Origin of the sequence: Pseudomonas sp. Marseille-P9899 (assembly GCF_903166565.1) — a bacterium.
GTDB lineage: Bacteria > Pseudomonadota > Gammaproteobacteria > Pseudomonadales > Pseudomonadaceae > Aquipseudomonas > Aquipseudomonas huaxiensis.
In genome coordinates, this window is the sequence record NZ_CAESCG010000003.1 from 841,292 (window position 1) to 863,625 (window position 22,334).

The following is a 22,334-nucleotide window of genomic DNA, read 5'->3' on the forward strand; positions in this document are numbered from 1 at the left end:
GATTGAAAGACGGCCAATCCGGCAAAGTGTGGCTTTTCTCGCGCTCGACGCCTCAAATCACAAAGCCCACTCAGGTACATGGACGATGAGCCACACCTCGCAGTTCGCCTTGCTCAAGAAACGCCGCTTCTTGCCCTTCTTCATCACCCAGTCGCTGGGGGCATTCAACGACAACCTGTACAAGCAGTCGTTGATCCTGGCGATCCTCTACAAGCTCAGCATCGGCGGCGATGGCTCGATGCTGGTCAACCTCTGTGCACTGCTGTTCATCCTGCCGTTCTTCCTGTTCTCGGCGCTGGCCGGGCAATTCGGCGAGAAGTACACCAAGGACGCCCTGATCCGCGCGATCAAGCTGGCCGAGGTGGTGATCATGAGCATCGGCGCGGTTGGCTTCCTTTATAACCAGTTGTGGCTGATGCTCCTGGCGCTGTTCGCCATGGGCACGCACTCGGCGCTGTTCGGTCCGGTGAAGTACTCGATCCTGCCCCAGGCCCTGCGCGAAGAAGAGCTGGTAGGCGGCAACGGCCTGGTGGAGATGGGCACGTTCCTGGCGATCCTCGCCGGCACCATTGCCGCCGGGGTGATGATGTCCAGCAGCACCTATGCTCCCGTGGTGGCCACTGGCATCGTCGGCACCGCGGTCCTGGGTTATCTCGCCAGCCGCTCTATTCCAAGGTCTGCCGCAGCGTCGCCGGAACTCAAGCTGCAATGGAACATCATCGCCCAGACCGGCGCGACCCTGCGCATGGGCTTGCGCCAGACCCCGGCAGTGTCGCGCTCGATCGTCGGCAACTCGTGGTTCTGGTTTGTCGGGGCGATTTACCTGACGCAGATTCCAGCGTATGCCCAGGTGTGGATGCACGGTGATGAAACCGTGGTCACGCTGATCCTGACCCTGTTCTCGGTGGGCATCGCCCTCGGCTCGCTGCTCTGCGAGCGCTTGAGCGGACGCAAGGTGGAAATCGGCCTGGTGCCGTTCGGCTCGTTCGGCCTGACCTTGTTTGGCCTGCTCTGGTGGTGGCATTCCGGCGATATCCCGGCCGGCGTCGCGCCGTATGACTGGCTGGCGCTGCTGGGCATGGCCAAGGCCTGGTGGATTCTGCTGTCAATCGTCGGCCTCGGCGTATTCGGCGGCTTCTATATCGTGCCGCTGTACGCGCTGATCCAGGCGCGCACCCCGGAAGACCAACGGGCCCGGGTCATCGCCGCGAACAACATCCTCAATGCGCTGTTCATGGTGGTCTCGGCCATTGTCACCATGGTTCTGCTGGGCGTGGCCGGGCTGGAGATTCCCGAGCTGTTCCTGGTGGTGTCCCTGCTCAATATTGCGGTGAACGCCTACATCTTCAGCATCGTTCCCGAATTCAGCATGCGCTTCATGATCTGGCTGCTGAGCCATTCCATGTACCGGGTCAAGCACCGCGACCTGGAGCAGATCCCGGACGAAGGCGCGGCGCTGCTGGTGTGTAACCACGTGTCGTTCGTCGATGCGCTGCTGATCGCCGGTGCGGTACGTAGGCCGATGCGCTTTGTCATGTACTACAAGATCTACAACCTGCCGGTGCTGAACTTCATCTTCCGCACCGCCGGCGCCATCCCGATCGCCGGGCGCAGCGAAGACCTCGCCACCTACGAGCGGGCTTTCGAGCGGATCGCCGCGTACCTGGAGGACGGTGAGCTGGTGTGCATCTTCCCGGAAGGCAAGCTGACCAGCGACGGCGAGATCGATGAGTTCAAGGGCGGGATGAAGCTGATTCTGCAGCGCACGCCGGTACCGGTGATTCCGTTGGCGTTGCAGGGGTTGTGGGGGAGTTTCTTCAGCCGCGATCCGGGCAAGGGCTTCTTCCGGCGGTTCTGGTCGCGGGTGACCCTGGTGGCCGGCTCCGCTGTTGTGGGTGAGCAGGCGGAGCCGGCGCTGTTGCGCGAACGGGTAGGGGCGTTGCGCGGCGAGATTCGCTAAGTGACGTGAGCGACGAAGGTCAGCTTGCGCTGACCTTCAATCCAATCAGGCCGGCGACGATCAGCGCAACGCTGAGCAACCGCACCAGTGCCATGGATTCACCGAACAGGATGATTCCGGCGATCACCGTGCCCACGGCGCCGACACCGGTCCAGATTGCATAGGCAGTGCCCAGCGGCAATTCCTTCATGGCAAGGCCGAGCAAACCAAGGCTGACAGCCATGGCGGCGACGGTGAGAGCGGTGGGCAGGGGGCGGGTGAAGCCGTCGGTGTACTTCAGGCCGACAGCCCAGCCGACTTCGAAAAGGCCGGCGAAAAACAGAATGATCCAGGACATGCTTGTTACTCCATCAGGTGATGGGGCCGTCCCCGGATGGTCACGCGGTGCGTCGCGAGGCCGTCCTCGCAGTGCGCAATATAGTGCACAGTCTTGGTGCGAAGGGCAAACAGGATGTAGGCGGGGCCGCAACTGCGGCCCCGCGCTTCATCAGATGCCTTGCGGAATATCTTCACCGCCCAGCGCTTCGAACAGCGCCGGCAGGAACTCGGTGAAGGTCAGCATCATCAGGGTGAAGCTGGCATCGAGCTGGCCCAGGGCCTCCTCGCCGCCGTCTTCCTCGGCCTGATCCTGCAGCAGTTCTTCGAACTTCAGGCGCTTGATGACCATCTTGTCGTCGAGGACGAACGACAGTTTGTCTTGCCAGGCCAGGGACAGTTGGGTGACTTGCTTGCCGGTGCCCAGGTGCAACTGGATCTCGTCGCTGGTCAGGTCCTGGCGCTTGCAGCGGACGATGCCGCCGTCTTCGTGGGTGTCGCGCAGTTCGCATTCGTCCAGGACATAGAAGTCCGGGGCGGCTTTCTGGCTTTTCACCCAGTCGGTCATGGTGGCGGTTGGGGCGATCTTCACGGTCACCGGACGCACCGGCAGCGAGCCCATCACTTCACGCAGGGTCGACAGCAGGTCTTCGGCACGCTTGGCGCTGGCCGAGTTGACCAGCACCAGGCCCAGCTTCGGTGCGATGGCGGCGAAGACCATGGCGCGACGGATAAAGGCACGCGGCAGGAAGGCCTGGATGATCTCGTCCTTGATCTGGTCGCGTTCCTTCTTGTAGACCTTGCGCATCTGCTCGGCCTCGATCTCTTCGATCTTCTCCTTGACCGCATCGCGCACGACGCTGCCCGGCAGGATGCGCTCTTCCTTGCGCGCGGCGATCAGCAGGAAGTCACCACTGACATGCACCAGTGGCGCGTCTTCGCCTTTGCCGAAGGGGGCGACAAAACCGTAGGTGGTCAACTCCTGGCTGGCGCATGGGCGAGCGGGCTTGGTGGCCAGTGCAGTTTCCAGTGCTTCGGCATCGAACGGGATGTCCTGGGTCAGGCGGTAGCTCAGCAGGTTTTTGAACCACATGGGGCGGATCACTCCTCTCTATATAAGGGGGGCATTATTCTCCGAGGGAGCCGCTGAGGCCAACCCCGCTAAGTCGTTGGAACGCCTGAAAAATTTTTTTCAAAAAGTGCTTTACAGACCCTTGGGTGCTCCGTAGAATGCGCGCCACACCGAGACGAAGGGTGATTAGCTCAGCCGGGAGAGCATCTGCCTTACAAGCAGAGGGTCGGCGGTTCGATCCCGTCATCACCCACCACTCAGTGTTAAGCGCAGCGGTAGTTCAGTCGGTTAGAATACCGGCCTGTCACGCCGGGGGTCGCGGGTTCGAGTCCCGTCCGCTGCGCCATATTCAACTTCCAGGGCCCACTGAACACCCGGAAGTTACAAAGGAAGCGACCTTAGGGTCGCTTTTTTTGTGCCTGCGATTTCTTCGGCATCCCATGCCGCGCCTTGGTGCACAGCTCACCATCACGGTGCAGCCATTTCCTTACGCCAGACCGCCACGCCCAATGAATCAGGGCTTCGAGCACTCTGGCGCGCCCCTTGCTTTCACCTGCCCATCAGGCAATCAACGTCGATTGCCCCGTTTACGACAAAGGCGCCGTGCTGCTTCCCCTGTTTTCAGGGCGGAGCGGCAGGGCGCCTTTTTGTTTTTGTGCAAAAGGCAGGGGAGTCAGGGTCATGACCAGCACGACGGTGCGCAGTGTCTGTCCGTATTGCGGTGTCGGTTGCGGCATCGTCATGAGCGTGACCGACAACCGGGTGACCAAGGTCAGCGGTGACAAGCAGCACCCGAGCAATTTCGGCCGGCTCTGCACCAAAGGGCTGAGCTGCCATCAGCCGCTGCGCGAGTCCGGGCGCATGGAGTGGGCGTTTCTGCGCGATCAACGCCAGCGCGACCCGGTGCGTCTGGGGATCGATCAGGCCATCGAGCAGACCGCCCGCCGCCTGCGCGCAATCATCGACCGTGACGGGCCGGACGCCGTGGCGTTGTATGTGTCCGGGCAGATGTCGCTGGAAGCCCAGTACCTGGCGAACAAGCTGGTGAAGGGTTTTATCCGCAGCCGCCATATCGAATCCAACTCGCGCCTGTGCATGGCCAGCGCTGGCAGCGGCTACAAGTTGTCGCTGGGCGCGGACGGCCCGCCCGGCAGCTATCAGGATTTCGAGCACGCCGAGGTGTTCTTCGTCATCGGCGCCAATATGGCCGACTGTCATCCGATTCTCTTTTTACGCCTGCTCGATCGGCTCAAGGCCGGTGCGCGGCTGATCGTCGTTGATCCGCGGCGCAGCGCCACTGCCGACAAGGCCAACCTGTTTCTGCAGATCCGTCCCGGTACCGACCTCGCCCTGATCAACGGCCTGCTGCACCTGCTGCACGAAAACGGTCATACCGATAACGAGTTCATCGCCCGCTACACCGAGGGCTGGGACGAGATACCGGCCTTCCTCGCCGATTACCCGCCGGCGCGGGTGGCTGAAATCACCGGTTTGGCCGAAGCCGATATCCGCCAGGCCGCCGCCTGGATTGGTGCGGCGAAGGACTGGATGAGCTGCTGGACCATGGGCCTCAACCAGAGCATCCATGGCACCTGGCACACCAATGCACTGTGCAATCTGCACCTGGCAACCGGAACGATTTGCCGTCCCGGTAGCGGACCTTTCTCGCTGACCGGCCAGCCCAATGCCATGGGCGGACGGGAAATGGGCTACATGGGCCCCGGCCTTCCCGGGCAGCGTTCGGCGCTGGTCGAGGCCGATCGCCAGTTTGTCGAAGGCCTCTGGAACATTGCGCCGGGCAGCCTGCGCGCCGAAGGCGGCGAGGGCACCATCGGCCTGTTCGAGCAGATGGCGGGGGGCGAGGTGAAAGCCTGCTGGATCATCTGCAGCAACCCGGTGGCCAGTGTCGCCAATCGTCAGCGGGTGATCGACGGCCTGCGCGCTGCGGAACTGGTGATCAGCCAGGACGCTTTTCTCGACACCGAAACCAATCGCTACGCCGACATCCTTCTTCCCGCCGCGCTGTGGGCCGAATCCGAAGGCGTGATGATCAATTCCGAACGCAACCTGACCCTCACCACCAAGGCGGTGGATGCTCCCGGCGATAGCCTGCCGGACTGGCAGATCATCGCCCGGGTGGCCTGTGCCATGGGCTACGCCGAGGGTTTCAGCTATGCCAACGCCGAAGCGGTATTCGAGGAAATTCGTCAGGCCTGGAACCCGGCGACCGGCTACGACCTGCGCGGTCTCGATTATCAGCAACTGCGAGAAGGTCCACGGCAATGGCCGTGCGAGCCGGGGCGGGCCGACAGCCGCAGTCCGCTGCGCTACCTCAATGACGGCCTGAGCCAGACGCCACGCGACGGCGTCGAGGGTCAACGCCCGGCCATCGTTTTTGCTACCGCCAGCGGCAAGGCCCGTTTCTTCGCCCGTCCCTGGCTGCCGCCTTCCGAGTTACCGGACGAGTCCTACCCGCTGGTGCTCAATACCGGCCGCGTCCAGCACCAGTGGCACACCCTGACCAAGACCGGCAAGGTCGCCAGCCTGAACAAGCTCGAGCCTGGGCCGTTCCTCGAAATCAACCCCGAAGACGCCGCCGCGCTGGGCATTGCCGACAAGGACCAGGTGCAGGTCAGTTCCCGCCGCGGCCAGGCCGTGCTGCCGGCGCGAATCAGCGCGCGGGTCCTGGCGGGCAACTGCTTTGCGCCGTTTCACTGGAACGACTTGTATGGCGAGCAACTCGCGATCAACGCCGTGACCTGCGATGCCGTGGACCCGATTTCCCTGCAGCCGGCGTTCAAGCACTGCGCTGTGGCCCTGACCCGGGTCAGCGGCGAGCGCATCGATGCACTTCAACTGAATCCCGTCATTACCAAGGAGGCCGGGCTGATGCCGACCGACACCTTGCGCCAGGTCTTGGGCCTGGGTGCGCCCCCCGCGTTGGCCCTGGCCGAAAGCGAACAACAGTATTTGCATGGCTTCCTGCTCGGACTCGGCGCAGCGACGCCCGGTGGTGTGCCGGTACTGCCCGCCAATGCGCCCCTCGCCCCGGCGCGGCGCCTGTTTGTCGATGGGCTGCTGGCTGGGATGTATTCCCGCAGCGAGGCGTCGACCACCAGCGCGCTAGCGACGATCGAGCAAAAGCCCTCGCACTTGGTGCTCTGGGCCTCCCAGACCGGCAACAGCCAGACCCTCGCCGAGCGTTGCGCCAGCCACCTGCGGCAGGCGGGGCTGAGCGTGCACCTGGACTGCATGGAAGCGGCGAAGCCGGCGCAAGTCGGCGAAGCGGCCAGCCTGTTGTTGATCACCAGCACCTTCGGCGATGGCGAAGCGCCCGACAGCGCCACCACCTTCTGGCAGGCGTTGCAGGATGACGCCGCCTGGGCGAAGCGGCCTTATGCGGTGCTGGCCCTGGGCGATTCCAGCTACGACCAGTTCTGCGGTTTCGGGCGAAAACTGGATCAGCGTCTGACTGAACTGGGTGGCGAGCGCCTACTGGAACGGGTCGATTGCGAGCCGGATTTCGATGAGCCCTTCGCCAGTTGGCTGCAGGCGCTGACGGCCAAGCTCGCCGAAGCGCCGGTACCGGTCGCCGAGGTGGCAAAGCCTGCGTTCGGCAAAAGCCATCCGCTGCCCGCGCAACTGCTGGAAAACCGCGTGCTCAATGGGCCGGGGGCGAGCAAGGAAACCCGGCAGATCGTCTTCGACCTTGGCGACAGCGGGTTGAGTTACCAGGCGGGCGATGCGCTGGGCATCTGGCCGCGCAACTGTCCGCAACTGGTGGAGGAGTTCCTGCGTTGCAGCGGGCTGGACGGCGATGCGGTGGTCAATCTCAAGGAACCGATGCCGCTGGCTGTTGCGTTGGGCGAGCACCTGGATATCAGCCGCATCACACCGCAGGTATTGGCCAAAGTGTCCGGGCTGCCCGGCGACAAGGCCGCTTTGAATGACTGGCTCTGGGGACGGCAGTTGGTCGATCTGCTCGCCGAGTTTCCCTTGAGCCTTTCCCAGGCAGAGTGGCTGGCGCTGCTCAAACCGTTGCAGCCGCGGCTGTACTCCATCAGTTCCAGTCCGAAACTGCATCCGACGCAGGTACACCTGACCATGTCCACCGTGCGCTTCGGCCAGCGCAAAGGCGTTTGCTCCAGCTACCTCGCGGATCGCGCCGAGAACCTGAAGGTGCAAATTTTCCCGCAGCCATCGGCGAGTTTTCGGTTGCCGGCGGATGATGGCGTGCCGGTGATCATGATCGGCCCCGGCACCGGAATTGCGCCGTTTCGCGCGTTTCTGCAGGAGCGGGAGGCGCGGCAGGCCAAGGGGCGTAACTGGCTGTTCTTCGGTGAGCAGCGGGAGGCCTGTGATTTCTACTACCGCGATGAGCTGATGGCGTGGTGTGACAGGGGTGTTCTGACCCGACTGGATACGGCTTTTTCGCGGGATCAAGAGGAAAAGATCTACGTGCAACAGCGCATGCGTGAACAGGGCGCGCTGTTGTGGCAATGGCTGGAGGAGGGCGCCTGCTTCTATGTGTGTGGCGATGGGGCGCGGATGGCCAAGGATGTGGATGCCGCGCTGAAAGAGGTGATTGCCGTGCAGGGTGGGATTAGTGCCGAGGATGCTGCGCTCTATGTTGCGCAGATGGGGCGGGACAAGCGTTATCTGCGGGATGTGTATTGAAGCCTCGCGGCAGCTCAACCGGGCCGACTCGGTAGGCGCGAGCTTGCTCGCGAAGCAGCCCCATTAGGGTTCACCTCCGGAATGAATTGCACCAGCGTGGTTCGATTTCCCCACGGTTTCGCTGCAATTTCCCTGATTTCCCTACTTGGCACACTCCCTGCTTTTACAACTCCACAACGTCCCAGGTGGTCAACGTCGATCACCGCTACGGACTACATAACGATTCAAGACCAGGCAAAGGCGCCTGGAGCTTCGGCTCCAGGCGCCTTTTTTTGTGTTTTTTTCGGGGCACGCCCCGCACCGTGAGGATCCGGACATGAACGCCATCGCGTCCATCGAACAACGAGAAAAGCTGGTCATCGTCGGCAACGGCATGGTGGGCCACCATTGCGTCGAGCAACTGATCGAGCGCGGCGCCCTGGCCCGTTTCGAGGTGCGGGTGTTTGGCGAAGAGCGCCAACGCGCCTACGACCGTGTGCACCTGTCGGAGTATTTCAGCGGCAGCGACGCCGAGGCGCTGGCGCTGGGCGAGGCGGGGTTGTACGCCGAACATGGCATTGCCCTGCACCTGGGTGAGACGGTACTGGAGCTGGACCGCGACCGTCGCGAAGTGGTGACCTCCGAAGGCCGTTACCCTTACGACCGGCTGATCCTGGCCACCGGTTCCTATCCCTTCGTGCCGCCGATTCAGGGCTCCGAAGGCGCGGCGCGGCTGGTCTACCGGACCCTCGATGACCTCGACGCCATCCGCATCGCCGCCACCAACGCCCGGCGCGGTGTGGTGGTGGGCGGGGGCCTGCTCGGGCTGGAGGCGGCCAACGCGCTCAAGTCCCTCGGCCTGGAAGCCCATGTGGTGGAGTTCGCGCCGCGGCTGATGCCGGTGCAATTGGACAGCGAAGGCGGCGCGGCCCTGCGTGCGCAGATCGAGGCGCTGGGTGTCGGCGTGCATACCTCGCGGGCGACCCAGGCCATTGTCGACGGCCAGGACTACCGCTACCGCATGAACTTCGACGGCGGCGAGAGCCTGGAGACCGACCTGATCGTGTTCTCCGCCGGCATCCGGCCGCAGGACGCGCTGGCCCGTGGCTGCGGCCTGGAGATTGCCCCGCGCGGTGGTGTGGTAATCGACGGCGAATGCCGCTCCAGCGACCCGCGCATCTACGCCATTGGCGAATGCGCGTCCTGGAACGGCAGCGTCTTCGGTCTGGTGGCGCCCGGCTACAACATGGCCCGCAACCTCGCAGCGGCACTGGCGGGGCAGTCGTTCAGCGCCTTCGAAGGCGCCGACATGTCCACTAAGCTCAAGCTCCTCGGCGTGGACGTCGGTTCCATCGGCGACGCCCACGGCGCCACGCCTGGTGCGCGCAGCTACCGCTTTATCGACGAGGCCGGCAGCGCCTACCGCCGGCTGGTGCTGGACCCCAGCGGCAAGCGGGTAATCGGCGCGGTGCTGGTGGGCGACAACAGCTATTACGACACCCTGCTGCAATACGTGCAGAACGGCATCGCGGTGCCGGCCGATCCGTCTTCGCTGATCCTGCCGCAATCCTCCGGCGCTCCGGCCCTTGGCGCCGACGCACTGCCGGACACCGCGACCATCTGCTCCTGCCACAACGTCAGCAAAGGCGCGATCTGCGCGGCCATCGACAGCGGTTGCGGCGACCTCGCCGCGGTCAAGGGCTGCACCAAGGCTGCCACCGGGTGTGGCGGCTGCGCGGCGCTGCTCAAGCAGGTGTTCGAGCATGAGCTGACCGCCCGCGGCGTGACCGTGGACAAGAGCCTCTGCGAACACTTTTCCTACACCCGCCAGGAGCTGTACGGCATGGTGCGGGTCGAGGGGATTCGCACCTTCGCCGAACTGCTGGAACGTCACGGCAAGGGTCATATCGGCTGTGATATCTGCAAGCCCACCGTAGGCTCGATCCTCGCCTCGTGCTGGAATCAGCCGATCATGGACCCGGCGCTGGTGCCGCTGCAGGACACCAACGACACCTTCATGGCCAACATGCAGAAGAACGGCACCTACTCGGTGGTGCCGCGGATTCCTGGCGGTGAAATCACCCCGGAAAAGCTGATCGTGATCGGTGAAGTAGCGAAGAAATACGACCTCTACACCAAGATCACCGGCGGCCAGCGCATCGACCTGTTCGGCGCCCAGTTGCACGAGTTGCCGCTGATCTGGGAAGAGCTGATCGCCGCCGGTTTCGAGACCGGCCACGCCTACGGCAAATCGACCCGCACGGTGAAGTCCTGCGTCGGCAGCACCTGGTGCCGCTACGGCGTGCAGGACAGCGTGAAAATGGCCTTGCTGCTGGAGGACCGCTACAAGGGCCTGCGCTCGCCGCACAAGCTCAAGTTCGCGGTGTCCGGCTGCACCCGCGAGTGCGCCGAGGCGCAGAGCAAGGACATCGGTGTGATCGCCACCGAGAAGGGCTGGAACCTCTACGTCTGCGGCAACGGCGGCATGCGCCCGCGGCATGCCGAGCTGTTCGCCACCGACCTCGATGACGATAGCCTGATGCGCATCATCGACCGCGTGCTGATGTTCTACATCCGCACCGCCGACAAGCTGCAGCGCACCTCGGTCTGGCGCGAAAGCCTGGAGGGCGGGCTGGACTACCTCAAGCAAGTGGTCCTCGACGACAGCCTGGGCCTCGCCGCCGAGCTGGAAGCGCAGATGCAGCATGTGGTCGACCGCTACGAATGCGAGTGGGCCAACGCCCTGAAAGACCCGGAAAAGCTCAAGCGCTTCCGCACCTTCGTCAACGACCACCGCGCCGATCCGGGCGTGCATTTCGTCCGTGAGCGCGGCCAGCGCCGGCCGATTGCTGCGGCTGAACTCCATTTGATCCCGACCACCGAGGAGGTGCTCTGATGAGCCTGTCGAACGTTGCAGCGAAATCGCCAACCCAATGGATCCCGGTGTGCGCCGAAACCGACCTGGTAGCCCAGTCGGGCGTGGTGGTGTGGCACGAGGGCGCGCAGGTGGCGTTGTTCTATGTGCCGGGTGCCGAGACCGAAGTGCATGCGCTGGACAACCATGACCCGCGCTCTGGTGCCAATGTGATCGGGCGTGGCCTGATCGGCAGCTTGAAAGGCGAACTGGTGGTGGCGTCGCCGTTGTACAAGCAGCATTTCTCGCTGCGAGACGGGCGCTGCCTGGAGGATGAGGGGCACGCGTTGCGGGTCTGGGCGGTGCGGGTGAATGAGGGGCGGGTCGAGATCGGCGGGGAACGCAGTTACGAGCTGTAAGCTACAAGCTACAAGCTGCAAGCTGCAAGAGGAAAGCAGCGGCGACGCCGGCCGCTGTTTCTTGCCGCTTGAAGCTTGCAACTTGAAGCTTGAGAGCTTGGAAGCCGATAAACTCCGACCATGAACCTCGACTCCCGCATCAAATTTCGCCACCTCCTGTGCTTTCTCGAAATTGCCCGCCAGGGCAGTTTCGCCAAGGCCGCCGACGCCATGGCCATCACCCAGCCGGCGATTTCTAAGACCCTCAAGGAACTGGAAGATCTGCTCCAGACCCGCCTGTTCGAGCGCGGTCGCCAGGGCGTTGAACTGACCCCGGCCGGGGTGCGTTTCATGCGCTACGCCGGTCCTTGCGTGCAGGCGCTGCGGGAAGGGGTCAGCACTCTGCGCGGCGAAGAGCATGCGCCGCCGCAGGTGAAGGTGGGCGTGCTGTCGACGGTGGAAAGCCTGCTGATGCCGGAAGTCCTCTGCCGTCTGCACCAGCGCCATGCGGCGCTGGTGGTCAGTGTCGCCACGGGGCCGAGCGCGCACTTGCTGGCGCAATTGCATGTCGGTGAACTGGATCTGGTGATCGGGCGCATGACCGACAGCCCGCAAATCCAGGGCCTGTTGTTCGAGCACCTGTACAGCGAATCGATGTCGCTGGTGGTGCGTCCCGGTCATCCATTGCTGGCGCGCCTGCCGATCGAGCGCAGCCAGCTCGGCGCCTATCCGCTGGTGTTGCCGCTGGCCGGCACGACCATTCGCAAGCATGCCGACAGCCTGTTCGTGCAATGCGCCATCGAACAGCCGCGCCAGCGCCTGGAAACCCTTTCTCCCGCCCTGAGCCGGCGTTATGTGCAGGGCAGCGATGCGATCTGGGTCGCGCCGCGCGACGCGGTACGGGTCGACCTGGATCGGGGCGAGCTGGCCGAACTGGACCTGGGCGTCAGCGAGCCGGGCGGTTCGGTGGGGATCTGCAGCAATGCCGCCTTGCCACTGCCGTTGCCGGCGCAATGGCTGTGTGAAGTGTTGCGTGAAGTTGCAGCGCAGTACCGCGATGGCGACTATCCGTAAGCCGCGCAATGGCACTTTTGCCCTGGTCGAACCTTCCATACTGGCCCTGTGCCGGATGCTTGTATGAAGACCTGTTCATCTTGCTGAACTTCTAGGACTTTTCTCGTTCCTATTGCCGGTAGCCATTGGTCGTGGCCGCCTGATATTCTCGCGGCTTTACCCGATTGCCCCTTTGGCGCATGAACAAGGAAATAGCATGAAACAGCATCGGTTGGCGGCTGCGGTTGCCCTGGTTAGCCTGGTCCTGGCGGGTTGCGATTCGCAGACCAGCGTCGAGCTGAAAACCCCGGCACAGAAAGCCTCCTACGGTATCGGCCTGAACATGGGCAAGAGTCTGGCTCAGGAAGGCATGGACGACCTCGATTCCAAGGCTGTTGCCCAGGGCATCGAAGACGCCGTAGGCAAGAAAGAGCAGCGTCTCAAGGACGAAGAGCTGATCGAAGCCTTCGCCGCCTTGCAGAAGCGTGCTGAAGAGCGCCTGACCAAGATGAGCGAAGAGTCCGCCGCGGCTGGCAAGAAATTCCTCGAAGAAAACGGCAAGAAGACCGGTGTCGTTACCACCGCTTCGGGCCTGCAGTACGAAATCGTCAAGAAGGCCGACGGCGTTCAGCCCAAGCCGACCGACGTGGTGACTGTTCACTACGAAGGCAAACTGATCGATGGCAAGGTGTTCGACAGCTCCGTCGAGCGCGGCAGCCCGATCGATCTGCCGGTCAGCGGCGTGATCCCGGGTTGGGTCGAAGGCCTGCAACTGATGCACGTCGGCGAGAAGGTCAAGCTGTTCATTCCGGCTGACCTGGCCTACGGCGCACAGAGCCCGAGCCCTATGATCCCGGCCAACTCGGTTCTGGTCTTCGACCTGGAACTGCTGGGCATCAAGGACCAGGCCAAGCTGGATGCTCCTGAAGCACCGGAAGCTCCTGCGGAAGCACCTGCCAAGTAATTCGGCCGATGCTGTTGTCCAACGCCCCGTCATGACGGGGCGTTGTCGTTTGTGCGGGACGGGAAGGGCGGTTGCGGCCGGACTGTGAAGCCCTTCGCGAAACGATTGCGGATTGAAACAAGTGTGTAAAAAACGCCCGATTTAACCCCGGGCCTTGCCCACCGGGATTCGCGGGCCTAAAAAGAGGCTCTGTTCACAAGGTTATCCACAATTAATGTGGATAACCTTCCGGCATTGCCGTTGGAGGTCACATGAAAGCACCGTGGAATTTCGCTCGCTTCCTGCCCCTGGCCGAACGCCTGCTCAGTCGTGGCCGCTTGCCGGCGCTGCTGTTCGCCGTCGCCCGCAAAGGCCCGCGGCTGGGCCAGCTCAAGGACGATGTGCGGCTGCTGCAGGCGCTCTGCGTCGCCTGGTGGCGCGGCGAGTACCGGGCCATCAGTCCAAAGGCGCTGGTGACCATCGTGGCGGGCCTGCTGTATTTCGTCAGCCCGCTGGACGCCATTCCTGACTGGCTGCTCGGCGTCGGCCTGCTCGACGACATTGCCGTGCTGGGCTGGGTGCTCAAGACCGTGAGTGATGAACTGGACGCTTTCCGTGCCTGGCGCGAGCGCCAATCTCCGGAAAAACTGCGGGTGGTCGAACGCCTGCCAGACACCCCGGAAGCCCTGCGCCTGGAGCAGAACCGGCACTGAGTAAAACCGGGCTGCTGCAATTCCCCCGTTGGCTGGTAATATTATTGGCATAACGATTATGCCTACAGATTACATGCGAGAAGTCCGACAAGGGGGTTGTGATGGCTATTCAGGTTATTAGCCGAGACGGTCAACCCGAGTACGCGGTTGTTCCCTGGGACCACTATCAGGCGTTACTCAAGGCGGCGGGTCAGCCGGAGGCCGTATCTCCGGCCGCGCAGACCGCCATTGAAGCACCCTCCGAACCGACCAGCCTGCCTTTGTTGAGCGAGCTGGCCGTATTGCGTCAGGCCAAGGGCCTGGCGGCGGAGCAACTGGCCCGGAGCGTTGGCATCAGCCCGCACTACCTGGCCATGATCGAAAGCGGTGAGCGCCTGCCCGACTCGGCGATTCGCCGTAGCCTGGCCTGGGAGCTGGGGTTGCCGGGCTGGAGCGATCCGTCATGAGCGCCGTGCGGATCAGCCGGCAGCACTGGGACGGGCTGCTCGGCGAGCTGGATGTCGCGCGCCGCCAGCGCCATCTGCTGACCTACCGCGCCTTGCTCGAACGTCTGCAATTGCCCAGCCCGGCGATGCAGACGCTGACCGCCGCCCTGGAACACCTGGCGCTTCTGGATGCCCGTGCCGAGCAGCCGCTGCGCAGCTCGCTGGTGATCAGCCAGGGCGCCAGCCGGTTGCCGCGAACCGGCTTCTTCGAGTGCGTGGAGCGTCTGGGGCGTTTTTCCGGGCCCTCGGACGGCATGGCCGCCGCGTCATGGCATGCCTCTGAGGTGGTGCGGGTCTTCGAGTTCAGTTACCCCGAAGAAGCCTGACGGTTTTTTCGCGCGTCTTCGGGGCTGCCCCTCGCCCTGACGTGGTGACGTGCGGGCCGGATTTTCCCGCCAGAATGAAAACTTTTTCATCTTTCCTGACCGCTTATCGGAACTTTCCCGATAGTGGCAAGTCAATGGCGTCAAGATATTGAGTAGCCATCACTTTGGATGGTGCGTTCGATCTCTCCATCGCCAGGTTCAGGGACGAACGTCAGCCATTCATGGATGGCACGCTGCCTTGAGTCGGGCCCATACCCTGCGACAAGGAAGCTTCCTCGTGAAACTCAAATTTCTCTCCCTGCTGTGCGCCGCCACGCTTTTGACTGGCTGCGGCAATGACGCGATCGAAGGCACCTTCCAGGTCCAGAGCAGTGTCATGGGTATGCAGATCAACGGCGGCCAGGCCGTACTCAAGTCCGACAGCATCGTCATCGAAGGTGACAAGTACGTGGTCGACGAGTGGGAACAGGCCGACGGCATGGTCACCGCCCGCGACAAAGACGGCCAGGCCATCATCCATGCCCGCGTGCTCGACGGCGGCAACCGCCTGCAAGTGGTCGGCGAGGGCAACCTGCTCAACGTCACCCTCGTTCGCGTCAAGTGATTGTGTTCATCCACGGAGAGAAACGCATGCGCAAACTTCTGTTGCCCGCCGCCATCGGCCTGATCCTCACCGGTTGTGGTGGCTATGACGCCAAGGACCTCAAGTCGTCCGACGGCGACCAGTTCCGGCCAGGCTCCCGCTACGCCGAGCGTGATGGCGGCAAGCCGGCCAACGGTTCGGTGACCCGTACCGAAAACGGCGTGAAGACCCTGGAATTCAGCGTCAAGGACGGTCGCGCCGATGGCAAGTGGGTGGCTCACGACGAGCAGGGCAACCTGACCCAGGACCTGGAACTGCGCGCTGGCGAATTCACCGGTTCGTCCACTGTGTACTGCACCAGCAAGGGCGACGAGAAGAAGCAGTCCATGACCATCGTGGTGAAAAGCGGTGTGCGCACCGACACCACGTTCGACTGCGCCACCGGCTTCAGTCTGCGCCAGACCGCCAATGTCGACGAGCCAGGCACGCCCAACCACCGCAAGAGCGTTGGCGAGCAGAAGGCCTGGCAGATCGTCGAGGGCAAGCAGGTGCTGCGCGGCGTCGAGCGTTACGCCACTGACGGCAGCGGCAAGCTCGAGGGCATCAGCGAGGTGTATTTCCCGACGGGCGTCATCGGCGTGCGCAAGGCGTACAAGAACGGTGAGCTCAGCGGTCGCAGCGAGGAGTATTACCAGCTCGAAGACGGCACTTCGCGTCTTGCCGAGGTGAACAACTACGTTGCTGGCAAACGTGAGGGCGAGCAGCTTCGCTACTTCCGCGCGCCGTGGCCGGAAGGCACGGTCAAGGAACGTCAGGACATCGTCAACGACAGCGAAAAGACCCTGACCACCTTCACCTACGGCAAGGCCAACGTATACGAGCGCAGCTTGAACGAGGGCGAGAACTACCAACTGGCCAAGATGCTCGAAGGCCGGCAACAGGGTTACGCCAACGAGGTGGCGGATCTGCAGGGCCTGGAATACCTGCTGACCAACAGCAAGGTCGATATCAACGCGCCACTTGATCAGTACGGCAACCGGCCGATTCACCGTGTTGCGGAAAACGCCTACGAGCTGATGATCAAGCTGGGTGCTGATGCTTCCAAGCAAGCGTTCAACGGCCAGAACCGCCTGATGCGCTGCATGACCAACGAACTCAACTGCTCCGCCGACCACGTGCTGCGTCTGGCCGCTGAACCGGCGGGCAAGCAGGTCGATCTGTACGGCAACACCCCGCTGCACCTGCTGTGCCGTTCGGCCAAGTTCATGGGCTTCCGCGAGGACACCCGTGCCGATGAGCGCCTGCAGAGCCTGATCGCCAACCAGGACGTCAACGCCAAGGACTACCAGGGCAAGACCGCGCTGCACTACTGCATGAAGAAGAACCCGCAGTTCATCGACGGTCTGGTTGCTGCGGGCGCAGATCTCGATGCAGCCGATTACGCCGGCATCACCCCGATGCATGCGCTGTTCCTGGTCAACATTGACCTGGAGTCGATCGCAGGTAGTGCTTATCAGGTGAGCTGGAGCCAGGCGGCGGTAGAGAAGGCGGGTGGCTTGATGAGCCATTCCAAATTCCGCTTCGACGCGCCATTCCCTGGTTTCCCGCAGGGTCTGAAGCAACTGATGATCGAAAACGGTGACGCGCAAGCCGCGATGACCGCCGATCGGGTCACGCCGAAGGCCTGAGCCGAACGCTGACAGAAAACCGGGGCCTGGCCCTAATGCCAGTCAGTTAGCGTTTCAGCGCTTGTATTTGGGGCTGCTCTGCAGCCCTTCGCGAGCAAGCTCGCTCCCACAGTACTTTGCAAAGATCCTGTGGGAGCGAGCTTGCTCGCGAAGGGCCGCAAAGCGGCCCCAATTGGTTTAACTGACTGGTCTGGCCCCGATTTTTTCGTTTAGGCAACAGCGGTATCGATCAGATACAGGCTGTGGCCGGCGACATCCTTGGCATGGTGTTTGGCCTGCGAGGCGAGGTCGGCCAACTGGTCGGCATCGAGCTGCGCGCAGGCTTCCGGGCGCAACTGCACGACACCGATGGACAGCGACAGCAGGGGAAATTCCTGACGCTGGCCGAGGCGGTTGTGCGCAATGAAACAGCCGGCTTCCACATGCTCGGCGCGATAGAAACGCCGGCATTGCTTTTGAAAGTCCTCCAGCAGCACATTCAGGCGCTGCTCCCAATCCAGTGAGCCGAGCACCAGCATGAAATCGTCGCCACCGATGTGTCCGACGAAATCCCGGGCCGGATCCACCCGGTCATTCAGGCACTGGGCCAGGCACAACAAGACCTCGTCGCCACGGGCGTAGCCGTAGATATCGTTGAAGGGCTTGAAGCTGTCGATATCGACGTAGCAGATCGCCGCCTTGCGCTGCTGTTGCAGCAAGCGGGTCAGGCACTGCTTGATCGGCACGTTGCCCGGCAGCAGGGTCAGCGGGTTGGCATAGCGCGCCTGCTGAATCTTCTGCTCGGTGATCAGCTTGAGCACGTCGATGACCCGGCCCAGGCCAACGTAGCGGCCGAGGTGGGTGATGATGAAATCTTCCTCGATGCGCTGACGGGCGCGGCTGGTGAGCAGGCGGCTGACGGTCTGCAACGATTGGGTCAGTTCCACGGCGAGGAAGTCCTCGCTCATCAGCCGGCTGATCGGCTTGCGTGCAAACAGGTCGGTGGCGAAGGGCTTGAGCAGCGCATCGGAGAGCGAGTGGCGGTGGACGATGCCACAAGGCCGCTGCTGCTCATCGAGCACCGCTAGCGAGTTGAGGTTGGCCTGGCGGCGGAAGGCTTCCAGCACCTTCGGCGTGGCGGTGCTGCCGGTCCCCGCCGGTTGCTCGATCAGCAGGGCGCCGAGGTCCGAGGGCTCGTCCACCAGCGCCGGTACGCTGCTTGTCACCGGGCCGGGCAGCAATTGCGCGGCATCCCGTGGCGGCTGCTCCTGCGGGCGGCTGATGAAATAGCCCTGGACCAGATCGACGCCCATCTCGGTCAGCACCGCCAGTTCCTCGGCCAGCTCGATGCCTTCGGCGATCACCTTGGCCCGCGAAGCCTTGGCGATCTGCAGGATGGAGCCAACGAACTCGCGCTTGACCGCGTCCAGGTGGATGCCGTCGATGAAATGACGGTCGATCTTCACGTAGTCCGGACGCAGCTCGGACCACAGGCGCAGGCTCGAATAGCCGGCACCGAGGTCGTCCAGGGCAATGGAAAAGCCCATGTCGCGGTAGTGGTGCAGGGCGTTGAACAACAGTTGGAAGTCGTCGGTGGGGGTTTGCTCGGTCAGTTCGATGACTACCTGGCTGGCGGGGATGCCGAGGTTCTGCAGCAGCTTGAGGGTCAGTCCGGACTGGTATTGCGGTTCGAGCAGCGATTCTGGCGAGACATTGAGGAACAGCTTGCCGTCCAGTTTCTGCTGGCTGAAGCGGCGGCAGGCGCTTTCCCGGCAGGCGATTTCCAGCTCGGTCAGACGACCGGCGTGACGCGCCACGGCGAACAGGTTGATCGGCGAATGCAGCGGGCTGTTGGACGGTCCGCGGCTCAAGGCTTCGTAGCCGAGAATGCGCCGTTCGGAGAGGCAGACAATGGGCTGGAACAGGCTGTGCAAGCCGCTTTGAGTCAGGATGGAACTCAACGCGCTGAGCTGTTCGGTCATGGTCATGTCGGGGACTACCTTGAAAAAAAGGGACTGAGCGCCAGTGGTGCTCAGTCCCTTATTTCACGACAGTTTGATGACTGTTTAATGACGTAACGCTATGCGCTCATACTATTTTGCCATTATCGATTCAGCCGCTTTTCAGTGCTTGGCGACCGCCGAATTCAGGCTCAGGTAGTCCAGTAGGATGCGCCCGGTTTCGCTCAGGTAGGCATCGTCTTCCGGCTTGGTATCGTCCGGCTCTGCTGGAATGGCGTCTTCGTCTTCCTTCTTCAGTTCTTTCAGGGGTTCCTCGCCCTTGGCCTTGCGACGAGCGTTTTCCAGGACCAGTTGCTTGTTTTCGATATCGGCGTGCTGCGCACGGCGCTCGACCTCGTTGAGGCTGACGGTCTTCTCGCTCATCAGCTTCTGGGTCAGGGCCAGGCGATCGCGAATGTAGACGAACTCCGGGTCCTTGGCGCTGCGGTCGTCGTGGCGGTTCTTGAGTTGCGCAAGGAACGGCTTGAACGGATCGCTGGCCGGTTTGATCGCCGGACGGATGGTGTCCCACGGCATCGCTTCGGGCAGGGCGCTTTCGCCGATTTCCTTGGTGTCGATGATCGACGGGTAATCGATGTCAGGCAGTACGCCCTGGTGCTGGGTGCTCTGGCCGGACACGCGGTAGAACTTGGCCAGGGTCAGCTTCAGCTCACCATGGTTGAGCGGCTGGATGGTCTGCACGGTGCCTTTGCCGAAGGTCTGGCCGCCGATGATCAGCGCGCGGTGGTAGTCCTGCATGGCGCCGGCGAAAATCTCCGATGCCGAAGCCGAGAGGCGGTTGACCAGCAGTGCCAGCGGGCCTTTGTAGAAGGCGCCGCTGTTCTCGTCTTCGAGCACGTCCACGCGGCCATCGCTGTTGCGCACCAGCACGGTCGGGCCCTTGGCGATGAACAGGCTGGTCAGCTCGGTAGCTTCCTGCAGGGAACCGCCGCCGTTGTTGCGCAGGTCGATGACCACGCCGTCGACTTTTTCCTTCTGCAGCTCGGTGAGCAGTTTCTTCACGTCGCGGGTGGTGCTCTTGTACTCCGGATCGCCGGCACGGAAGGCCTTGAAGTCGAGGTAGAAGGCCGGGATCTCGATGATGCCGAGCTTGTAGTCGCGGCCATCCTGCTTGAGGTTGAGCACGGATTTTTTCGCCGCCTGCTCTTCCAGCTTCACCGCTTCGCGGGTGATCGAGACGATCTTGCTGGTCTGGTCGTTCGGCGCGTTGTTCGCCGGAATCACTTCCAGGCGCACCACCGAGCCTTTCGGACCGCGGATCAGCTTGACCACTTCGTCCAGGCGCCAGCCGATCACGTCGACCATTTCCTTGTCGCCCTGGGCGACACCGATGATCTTGTCGGCGGGGGCGACCTGTTTGGTCTTGGCGGCAGGGCCGGCCGGTACCAGACGCACGATCTTGACCTGGTCGTTGTCGCTCTGCAGCACCGCGCCGATACCTTCCAGCGACAGGCTCATGTTGATGTCGAAGTTTTCCGCGTTGTCCGGCGACAGGTAGTTGGTGTGCGGGTCGTAGGACTGGGCGAAGGTGTTGATGTAGGCCTGGAAGATGTCTTCCGAACGGGTCTGGTCAAGGCGCGACAGTTGGTTCTTGTAGCGCTTGGTCAGCAGTTCCTGGATGGCCTTGGGCTCTTTGCCGGCGATCTTCAGGCGCAGCACTTCGTCTTTCAGACGTTTGCGCCACAGGTCATCCAGCTCGGCGTCGGTCTTCATCCACGGGGCGTCCTTGCGGTCCACCAGCAGGGTTTCGCTGACCGTGAAGTCGATCTTGTCGATGCCTTTGTTCAGCTCGGCCAGGGTGAAGTCGAGACGCGACTTCACGCGGTCCAGGTAACGCTTGTAGATATCGAAGCCGGGTTCCAGGTTGCCGCTCTTGAGGAAGTCGTCGAACTGCGCCTTCCACTTGTCGAACTCGGCGATATCACCCGCGGTGAAGTAGATACGCGCCGGGTCCAGCAGCTTGATGTAGCTGTCGTAGATGATCACCGAGCGGGCGTCATTGAGGGGCGGCTTGCTGTAGTGGTGGCGCTTGAGCAACTCGACCACGTTCAGGCTGGCGACCACCTGGTCGCGGTCCGGGTGCAGCGATTCCCAACTGTTGGCGGCCAGCGCATTGCCCGCGAGGGGCAGACTGCCAAGGCCGATCAGCAGGGCGAGGGCGGTGCTGGGAAGAAAGTGCTTCATGCTGATTCGACGCAGGGGCAATTGATAACGCATAGTGGGCCGTCTTTGAATTCGCCGGCTCCATGGAGCCGGTCGCATAATGCAAAAAGCCCGGGGCCACAGCACCCAGGCTCAGTCTTGACTCAACTATGGAGGCACTGTGAAGGCATTGCAAGGCGTTGAAGGACATGTGGAGTGGGTTGATACGACAAGTCCAACCTGCGATGTAGGTCAAGTACGAATTCGTGTTGCCGCTGCTGGTCTGAATCGCGCCGACCTGCTACAGCGTGCCGGTCTCTACCCGCCGCCGCCTGGCGCCAGTGAATACCTTGGCCTGGAATGCTCGGGGGTGATTACCGAGGTGGGTGCCGGTTCGTCGTGGCAGGTCGGTGACCGGGTCTGCGCGTTGCTGGCGGGCGGTGGCATGGCTGAGGAAGTGGTGGCTGATGCCCGTCACGTGATGGCCGTGCCAGACAGTCTGAGCCTGCACGAAGCGGCCGCTGTGCCTGAGGTGTACGCCACCGCCTGGCTCAATCTGTTCCAGCTTGGTGGCCTGAGGCCCGGTGAGAAGGTGTTGCTCCACGCTGGCGCCAGTGGCGTGGGCTCGGCAGCGATCCAGTTGTGCAAGGCCTTTGGCAGCCCGTGCTGGGTCAGTGTCGGTTCCGCCGAGCGTCTGGCGTATTGCGAAAGCCTGGGCGCCAGCGGTGGCGTGGTGCGCGGCGATGATCTGGAGGCGCTGAATGATTTCGCGCCGTTCGACGTGGTCCTCGATCCGGTGGGCGCCAGCTATGCGGCGCTGAACCTGAAGTTGCTGGGCCGCGACGGACGCTGGGTCATCATCGGCCTGATGGGCGGGCGCAAGGCCGATCTGGACCTCGCCCTGCTGCTGGGCAAGCGCATCCAGGTGACTGGCTCGACGCTGCGTAACCGCGATGATCAGTTCAAGGCAGACCTGCTCAGCGACCTGCAGCAGCAGGTCTGGCCATTGTTCGCCGAAGGCCGGCTGAAGCCGCAACTGGTGCGTAGCTATCCGGTGAAGGATGCCGAAGCAGCCTTCGCGGAACTGGAAGGGAACCAGGTCTCCGGAAAGCTGGTGTTGGTGATCGATCCAGAACTGGTGTGATG

General features: G+C 62.9%; 16 protein-coding genes and 2 tRNA genes. 14 read left to right on the forward strand and 4 right to left on the reverse strand.

Annotated features, from left to right (window positions below):
- The first annotated feature begins 85 nt into the window (after positions 1 to 85).
- Positions 86 to 1,960, forward strand: coding sequence for an MFS transporter (locus HWV67_RS19580; RefSeq protein ID WP_175652433.1), 1,875 nt, complete (start codon positions 86 to 88; stop codon positions 1,958 to 1,960).
- A 19-nt stretch (positions 1,961 to 1,979) separates the two neighbouring features.
- On the opposite strand, the gene sugE is transcribed toward HWV67_RS19580, so the two are convergent.
- Both sugE and rdgC read right to left on the reverse strand, forming a co-directional pair.
- Complete coding sequence (sugE, locus tag HWV67_RS19585) at positions 1,980 to 2,297, reverse strand: quaternary ammonium compound efflux SMR transporter SugE (protein WP_095155435.1); 318 nt, start codon at positions 2,295 to 2,297, stop codon at positions 1,980 to 1,982.
- Positions 2,298 to 2,447: 150 nt separating this feature from the next.
- Entirely contained in the window at positions 2,448 to 3,368 is a 921-nt protein-coding gene (gene rdgC, locus HWV67_RS19590) for a recombination-associated protein RdgC (protein ID WP_175652434.1), read from the reverse strand.
- A gap of 159 nt (positions 3,369 to 3,527) precedes the next feature.
- Here rdgC and HWV67_RS19595 point away from each other — a divergent pair.
- From HWV67_RS19595 to HWV67_RS19650, 12 genes are all read left to right on the forward strand, one after another.
- A tRNA-Val gene (locus HWV67_RS19595) sits at positions 3,528 to 3,603 on the forward strand.
- Positions 3,604 to 3,616: 13 nt separating this feature from the next.
- Positions 3,617 to 3,693 (forward strand) — tRNA-Asp (locus HWV67_RS19600).
- 335 nt (positions 3,694 to 4,028) lie between these two features.
- Positions 4,029 to 8,024, forward strand: coding sequence for a bifunctional nitrate reductase/sulfite reductase flavoprotein subunit alpha (locus HWV67_RS19605; RefSeq protein ID WP_175652435.1), 3,996 nt, complete (start codon positions 4,029 to 4,031; stop codon positions 8,022 to 8,024).
- 316 nt (positions 8,025 to 8,340) lie between these two features.
- Entirely contained in the window at positions 8,341 to 10,899 is a 2,559-nt protein-coding gene (gene nirB / locus HWV67_RS19610) for a nitrite reductase large subunit NirB (RefSeq protein WP_175652436.1), read from the forward strand.
- Positions 10,899 to 11,276, forward strand: coding sequence for a nitrite reductase small subunit NirD (gene nirD / locus HWV67_RS19615; RefSeq protein ID WP_175652437.1), 378 nt, complete (start codon positions 10,899 to 10,901; stop codon positions 11,274 to 11,276). The genes nirB and nirD overlap by 1 nt, the downstream gene beginning before the upstream one ends.
- Before the next feature lie 120 nt (positions 11,277 to 11,396).
- Complete coding sequence (pcaQ, locus tag HWV67_RS19620) at positions 11,397 to 12,329, forward strand: pca operon transcription factor PcaQ (protein ID WP_175652438.1); 933 nt, start codon at positions 11,397 to 11,399, stop codon at positions 12,327 to 12,329.
- 196 nt (positions 12,330 to 12,525) lie between these two features.
- Positions 12,526 to 13,272, forward strand: a complete 747-nt coding sequence (locus tag HWV67_RS19625) for an FKBP-type peptidyl-prolyl cis-trans isomerase (RefSeq protein ID WP_175652439.1) — start codon at positions 12,526 to 12,528, stop codon at positions 13,270 to 13,272.
- Positions 13,273 to 13,523: 251 nt separating this feature from the next.
- Complete coding sequence (locus HWV67_RS19630) at positions 13,524 to 13,964, forward strand: YkvA family protein (RefSeq protein ID WP_175652440.1); 441 nt, start codon at positions 13,524 to 13,526, stop codon at positions 13,962 to 13,964.
- Positions 13,965 to 14,065: 101 nt separating this feature from the next.
- Positions 14,066 to 14,410: a helix-turn-helix domain-containing protein gene (locus HWV67_RS19635; protein ID WP_175652441.1), complete on the forward strand. Its 345-nt coding sequence runs from the start codon at positions 14,066 to 14,068 to the stop codon at positions 14,408 to 14,410.
- A complete protein-coding gene (locus HWV67_RS19640; RefSeq protein WP_095155444.1) occupies positions 14,407 to 14,775 on the forward strand; it encodes a hypothetical protein in 369 nt (122 codons plus the stop codon). The genes HWV67_RS19635 and HWV67_RS19640 overlap by 4 nt, the downstream gene beginning before the upstream one ends.
- Positions 14,776 to 15,052: 277 nt before the next feature.
- Positions 15,053 to 15,379, forward strand: coding sequence for a hypothetical protein (locus tag HWV67_RS19645; RefSeq protein ID WP_095155445.1), 327 nt, complete (start codon positions 15,053 to 15,055; stop codon positions 15,377 to 15,379).
- Between the two features lie 26 nt (positions 15,380 to 15,405).
- A complete protein-coding gene (locus HWV67_RS19650; protein WP_175652442.1) occupies positions 15,406 to 17,046 on the forward strand; it encodes a hypothetical protein in 1,641 nt (546 codons plus the stop codon).
- A 209-nt stretch (positions 17,047 to 17,255) separates the two neighbouring features.
- Here HWV67_RS19650 and HWV67_RS19655 read toward each other — a convergent pair whose 3' ends face one another.
- Complete coding sequence (locus tag HWV67_RS19655) at positions 17,256 to 19,013, reverse strand: bifunctional diguanylate cyclase/phosphodiesterase (protein ID WP_175652443.1); 1,758 nt, start codon at positions 19,011 to 19,013, stop codon at positions 17,256 to 17,258.
- 135 nt (positions 19,014 to 19,148) lie between these two features.
- Positions 19,149 to 21,230, reverse strand: coding sequence for a carboxy terminal-processing peptidase (locus HWV67_RS19660; RefSeq protein ID WP_175652444.1), 2,082 nt, complete (start codon positions 21,228 to 21,230; stop codon positions 19,149 to 19,151).
- A 139-nt stretch (positions 21,231 to 21,369) separates the two neighbouring features.
- Between HWV67_RS19660 and HWV67_RS19665 the strand changes: the two genes are divergently transcribed.
- Positions 21,370 to 22,332, forward strand: a complete 963-nt coding sequence (locus tag HWV67_RS19665; protein WP_095155449.1) for an NAD(P)H-quinone oxidoreductase — start codon at positions 21,370 to 21,372, stop codon at positions 22,330 to 22,332.
- Positions 22,333 to 22,334 lie beyond the last annotated feature (2 nt).

Bases quoted from the DNA above. Each gene is read 5' to 3' on its own strand.
- HWV67_RS19580 (WP_175652433.1), top strand. From the start codon at position 86: ATGAGCCACACCTCGCAGTTCGCCTTGCTCAAGAAACGCCGCTTCTTG.
- sugE (WP_095155435.1), bottom strand. From the start codon at position 2,297: ATGTCCTGGATCATTCTGTTTTTCGCCGGCCTTTTCGAAGTCGGCTGG.
- rdgC (WP_175652434.1), bottom strand. From the start codon at position 3,368: ATGTGGTTCAAAAACCTGCTGAGCTACCGCCTGACCCAGGACATCCCG.
- HWV67_RS19605 (WP_175652435.1), top strand. From the start codon at position 4,029: ATGACCAGCACGACGGTGCGCAGTGTCTGTCCGTATTGCGGTGTCGGT.
- nirB (WP_175652436.1), top strand. From the start codon at position 8,341: ATGAACGCCATCGCGTCCATCGAACAACGAGAAAAGCTGGTCATCGTC.
- nirD (WP_175652437.1), top strand. From the start codon at position 10,899: ATGAGCCTGTCGAACGTTGCAGCGAAATCGCCAACCCAATGGATCCCG.
- pcaQ (WP_175652438.1), top strand. From the start codon at position 11,397: ATGAACCTCGACTCCCGCATCAAATTTCGCCACCTCCTGTGCTTTCTC.
- HWV67_RS19625 (WP_175652439.1), top strand. From the start codon at position 12,526: ATGAAACAGCATCGGTTGGCGGCTGCGGTTGCCCTGGTTAGCCTGGTC.
- HWV67_RS19630 (WP_175652440.1), top strand. From the start codon at position 13,524: ATGAAAGCACCGTGGAATTTCGCTCGCTTCCTGCCCCTGGCCGAACGC.
- HWV67_RS19635 (WP_175652441.1), top strand. From the start codon at position 14,066: ATGGCTATTCAGGTTATTAGCCGAGACGGTCAACCCGAGTACGCGGTT.
- HWV67_RS19640 (WP_095155444.1), top strand. From the start codon at position 14,407: ATGAGCGCCGTGCGGATCAGCCGGCAGCACTGGGACGGGCTGCTCGGC.
- HWV67_RS19650 (WP_175652442.1), top strand. From the start codon at position 15,406: ATGCGCAAACTTCTGTTGCCCGCCGCCATCGGCCTGATCCTCACCGGT.
- HWV67_RS19655 (WP_175652443.1), bottom strand. From the start codon at position 19,013: ATGACCATGACCGAACAGCTCAGCGCGTTGAGTTCCATCCTGACTCAA.
- HWV67_RS19660 (WP_175652444.1), bottom strand. From the start codon at position 21,230: ATGAAGCACTTTCTTCCCAGCACCGCCCTCGCCCTGCTGATCGGCCTT.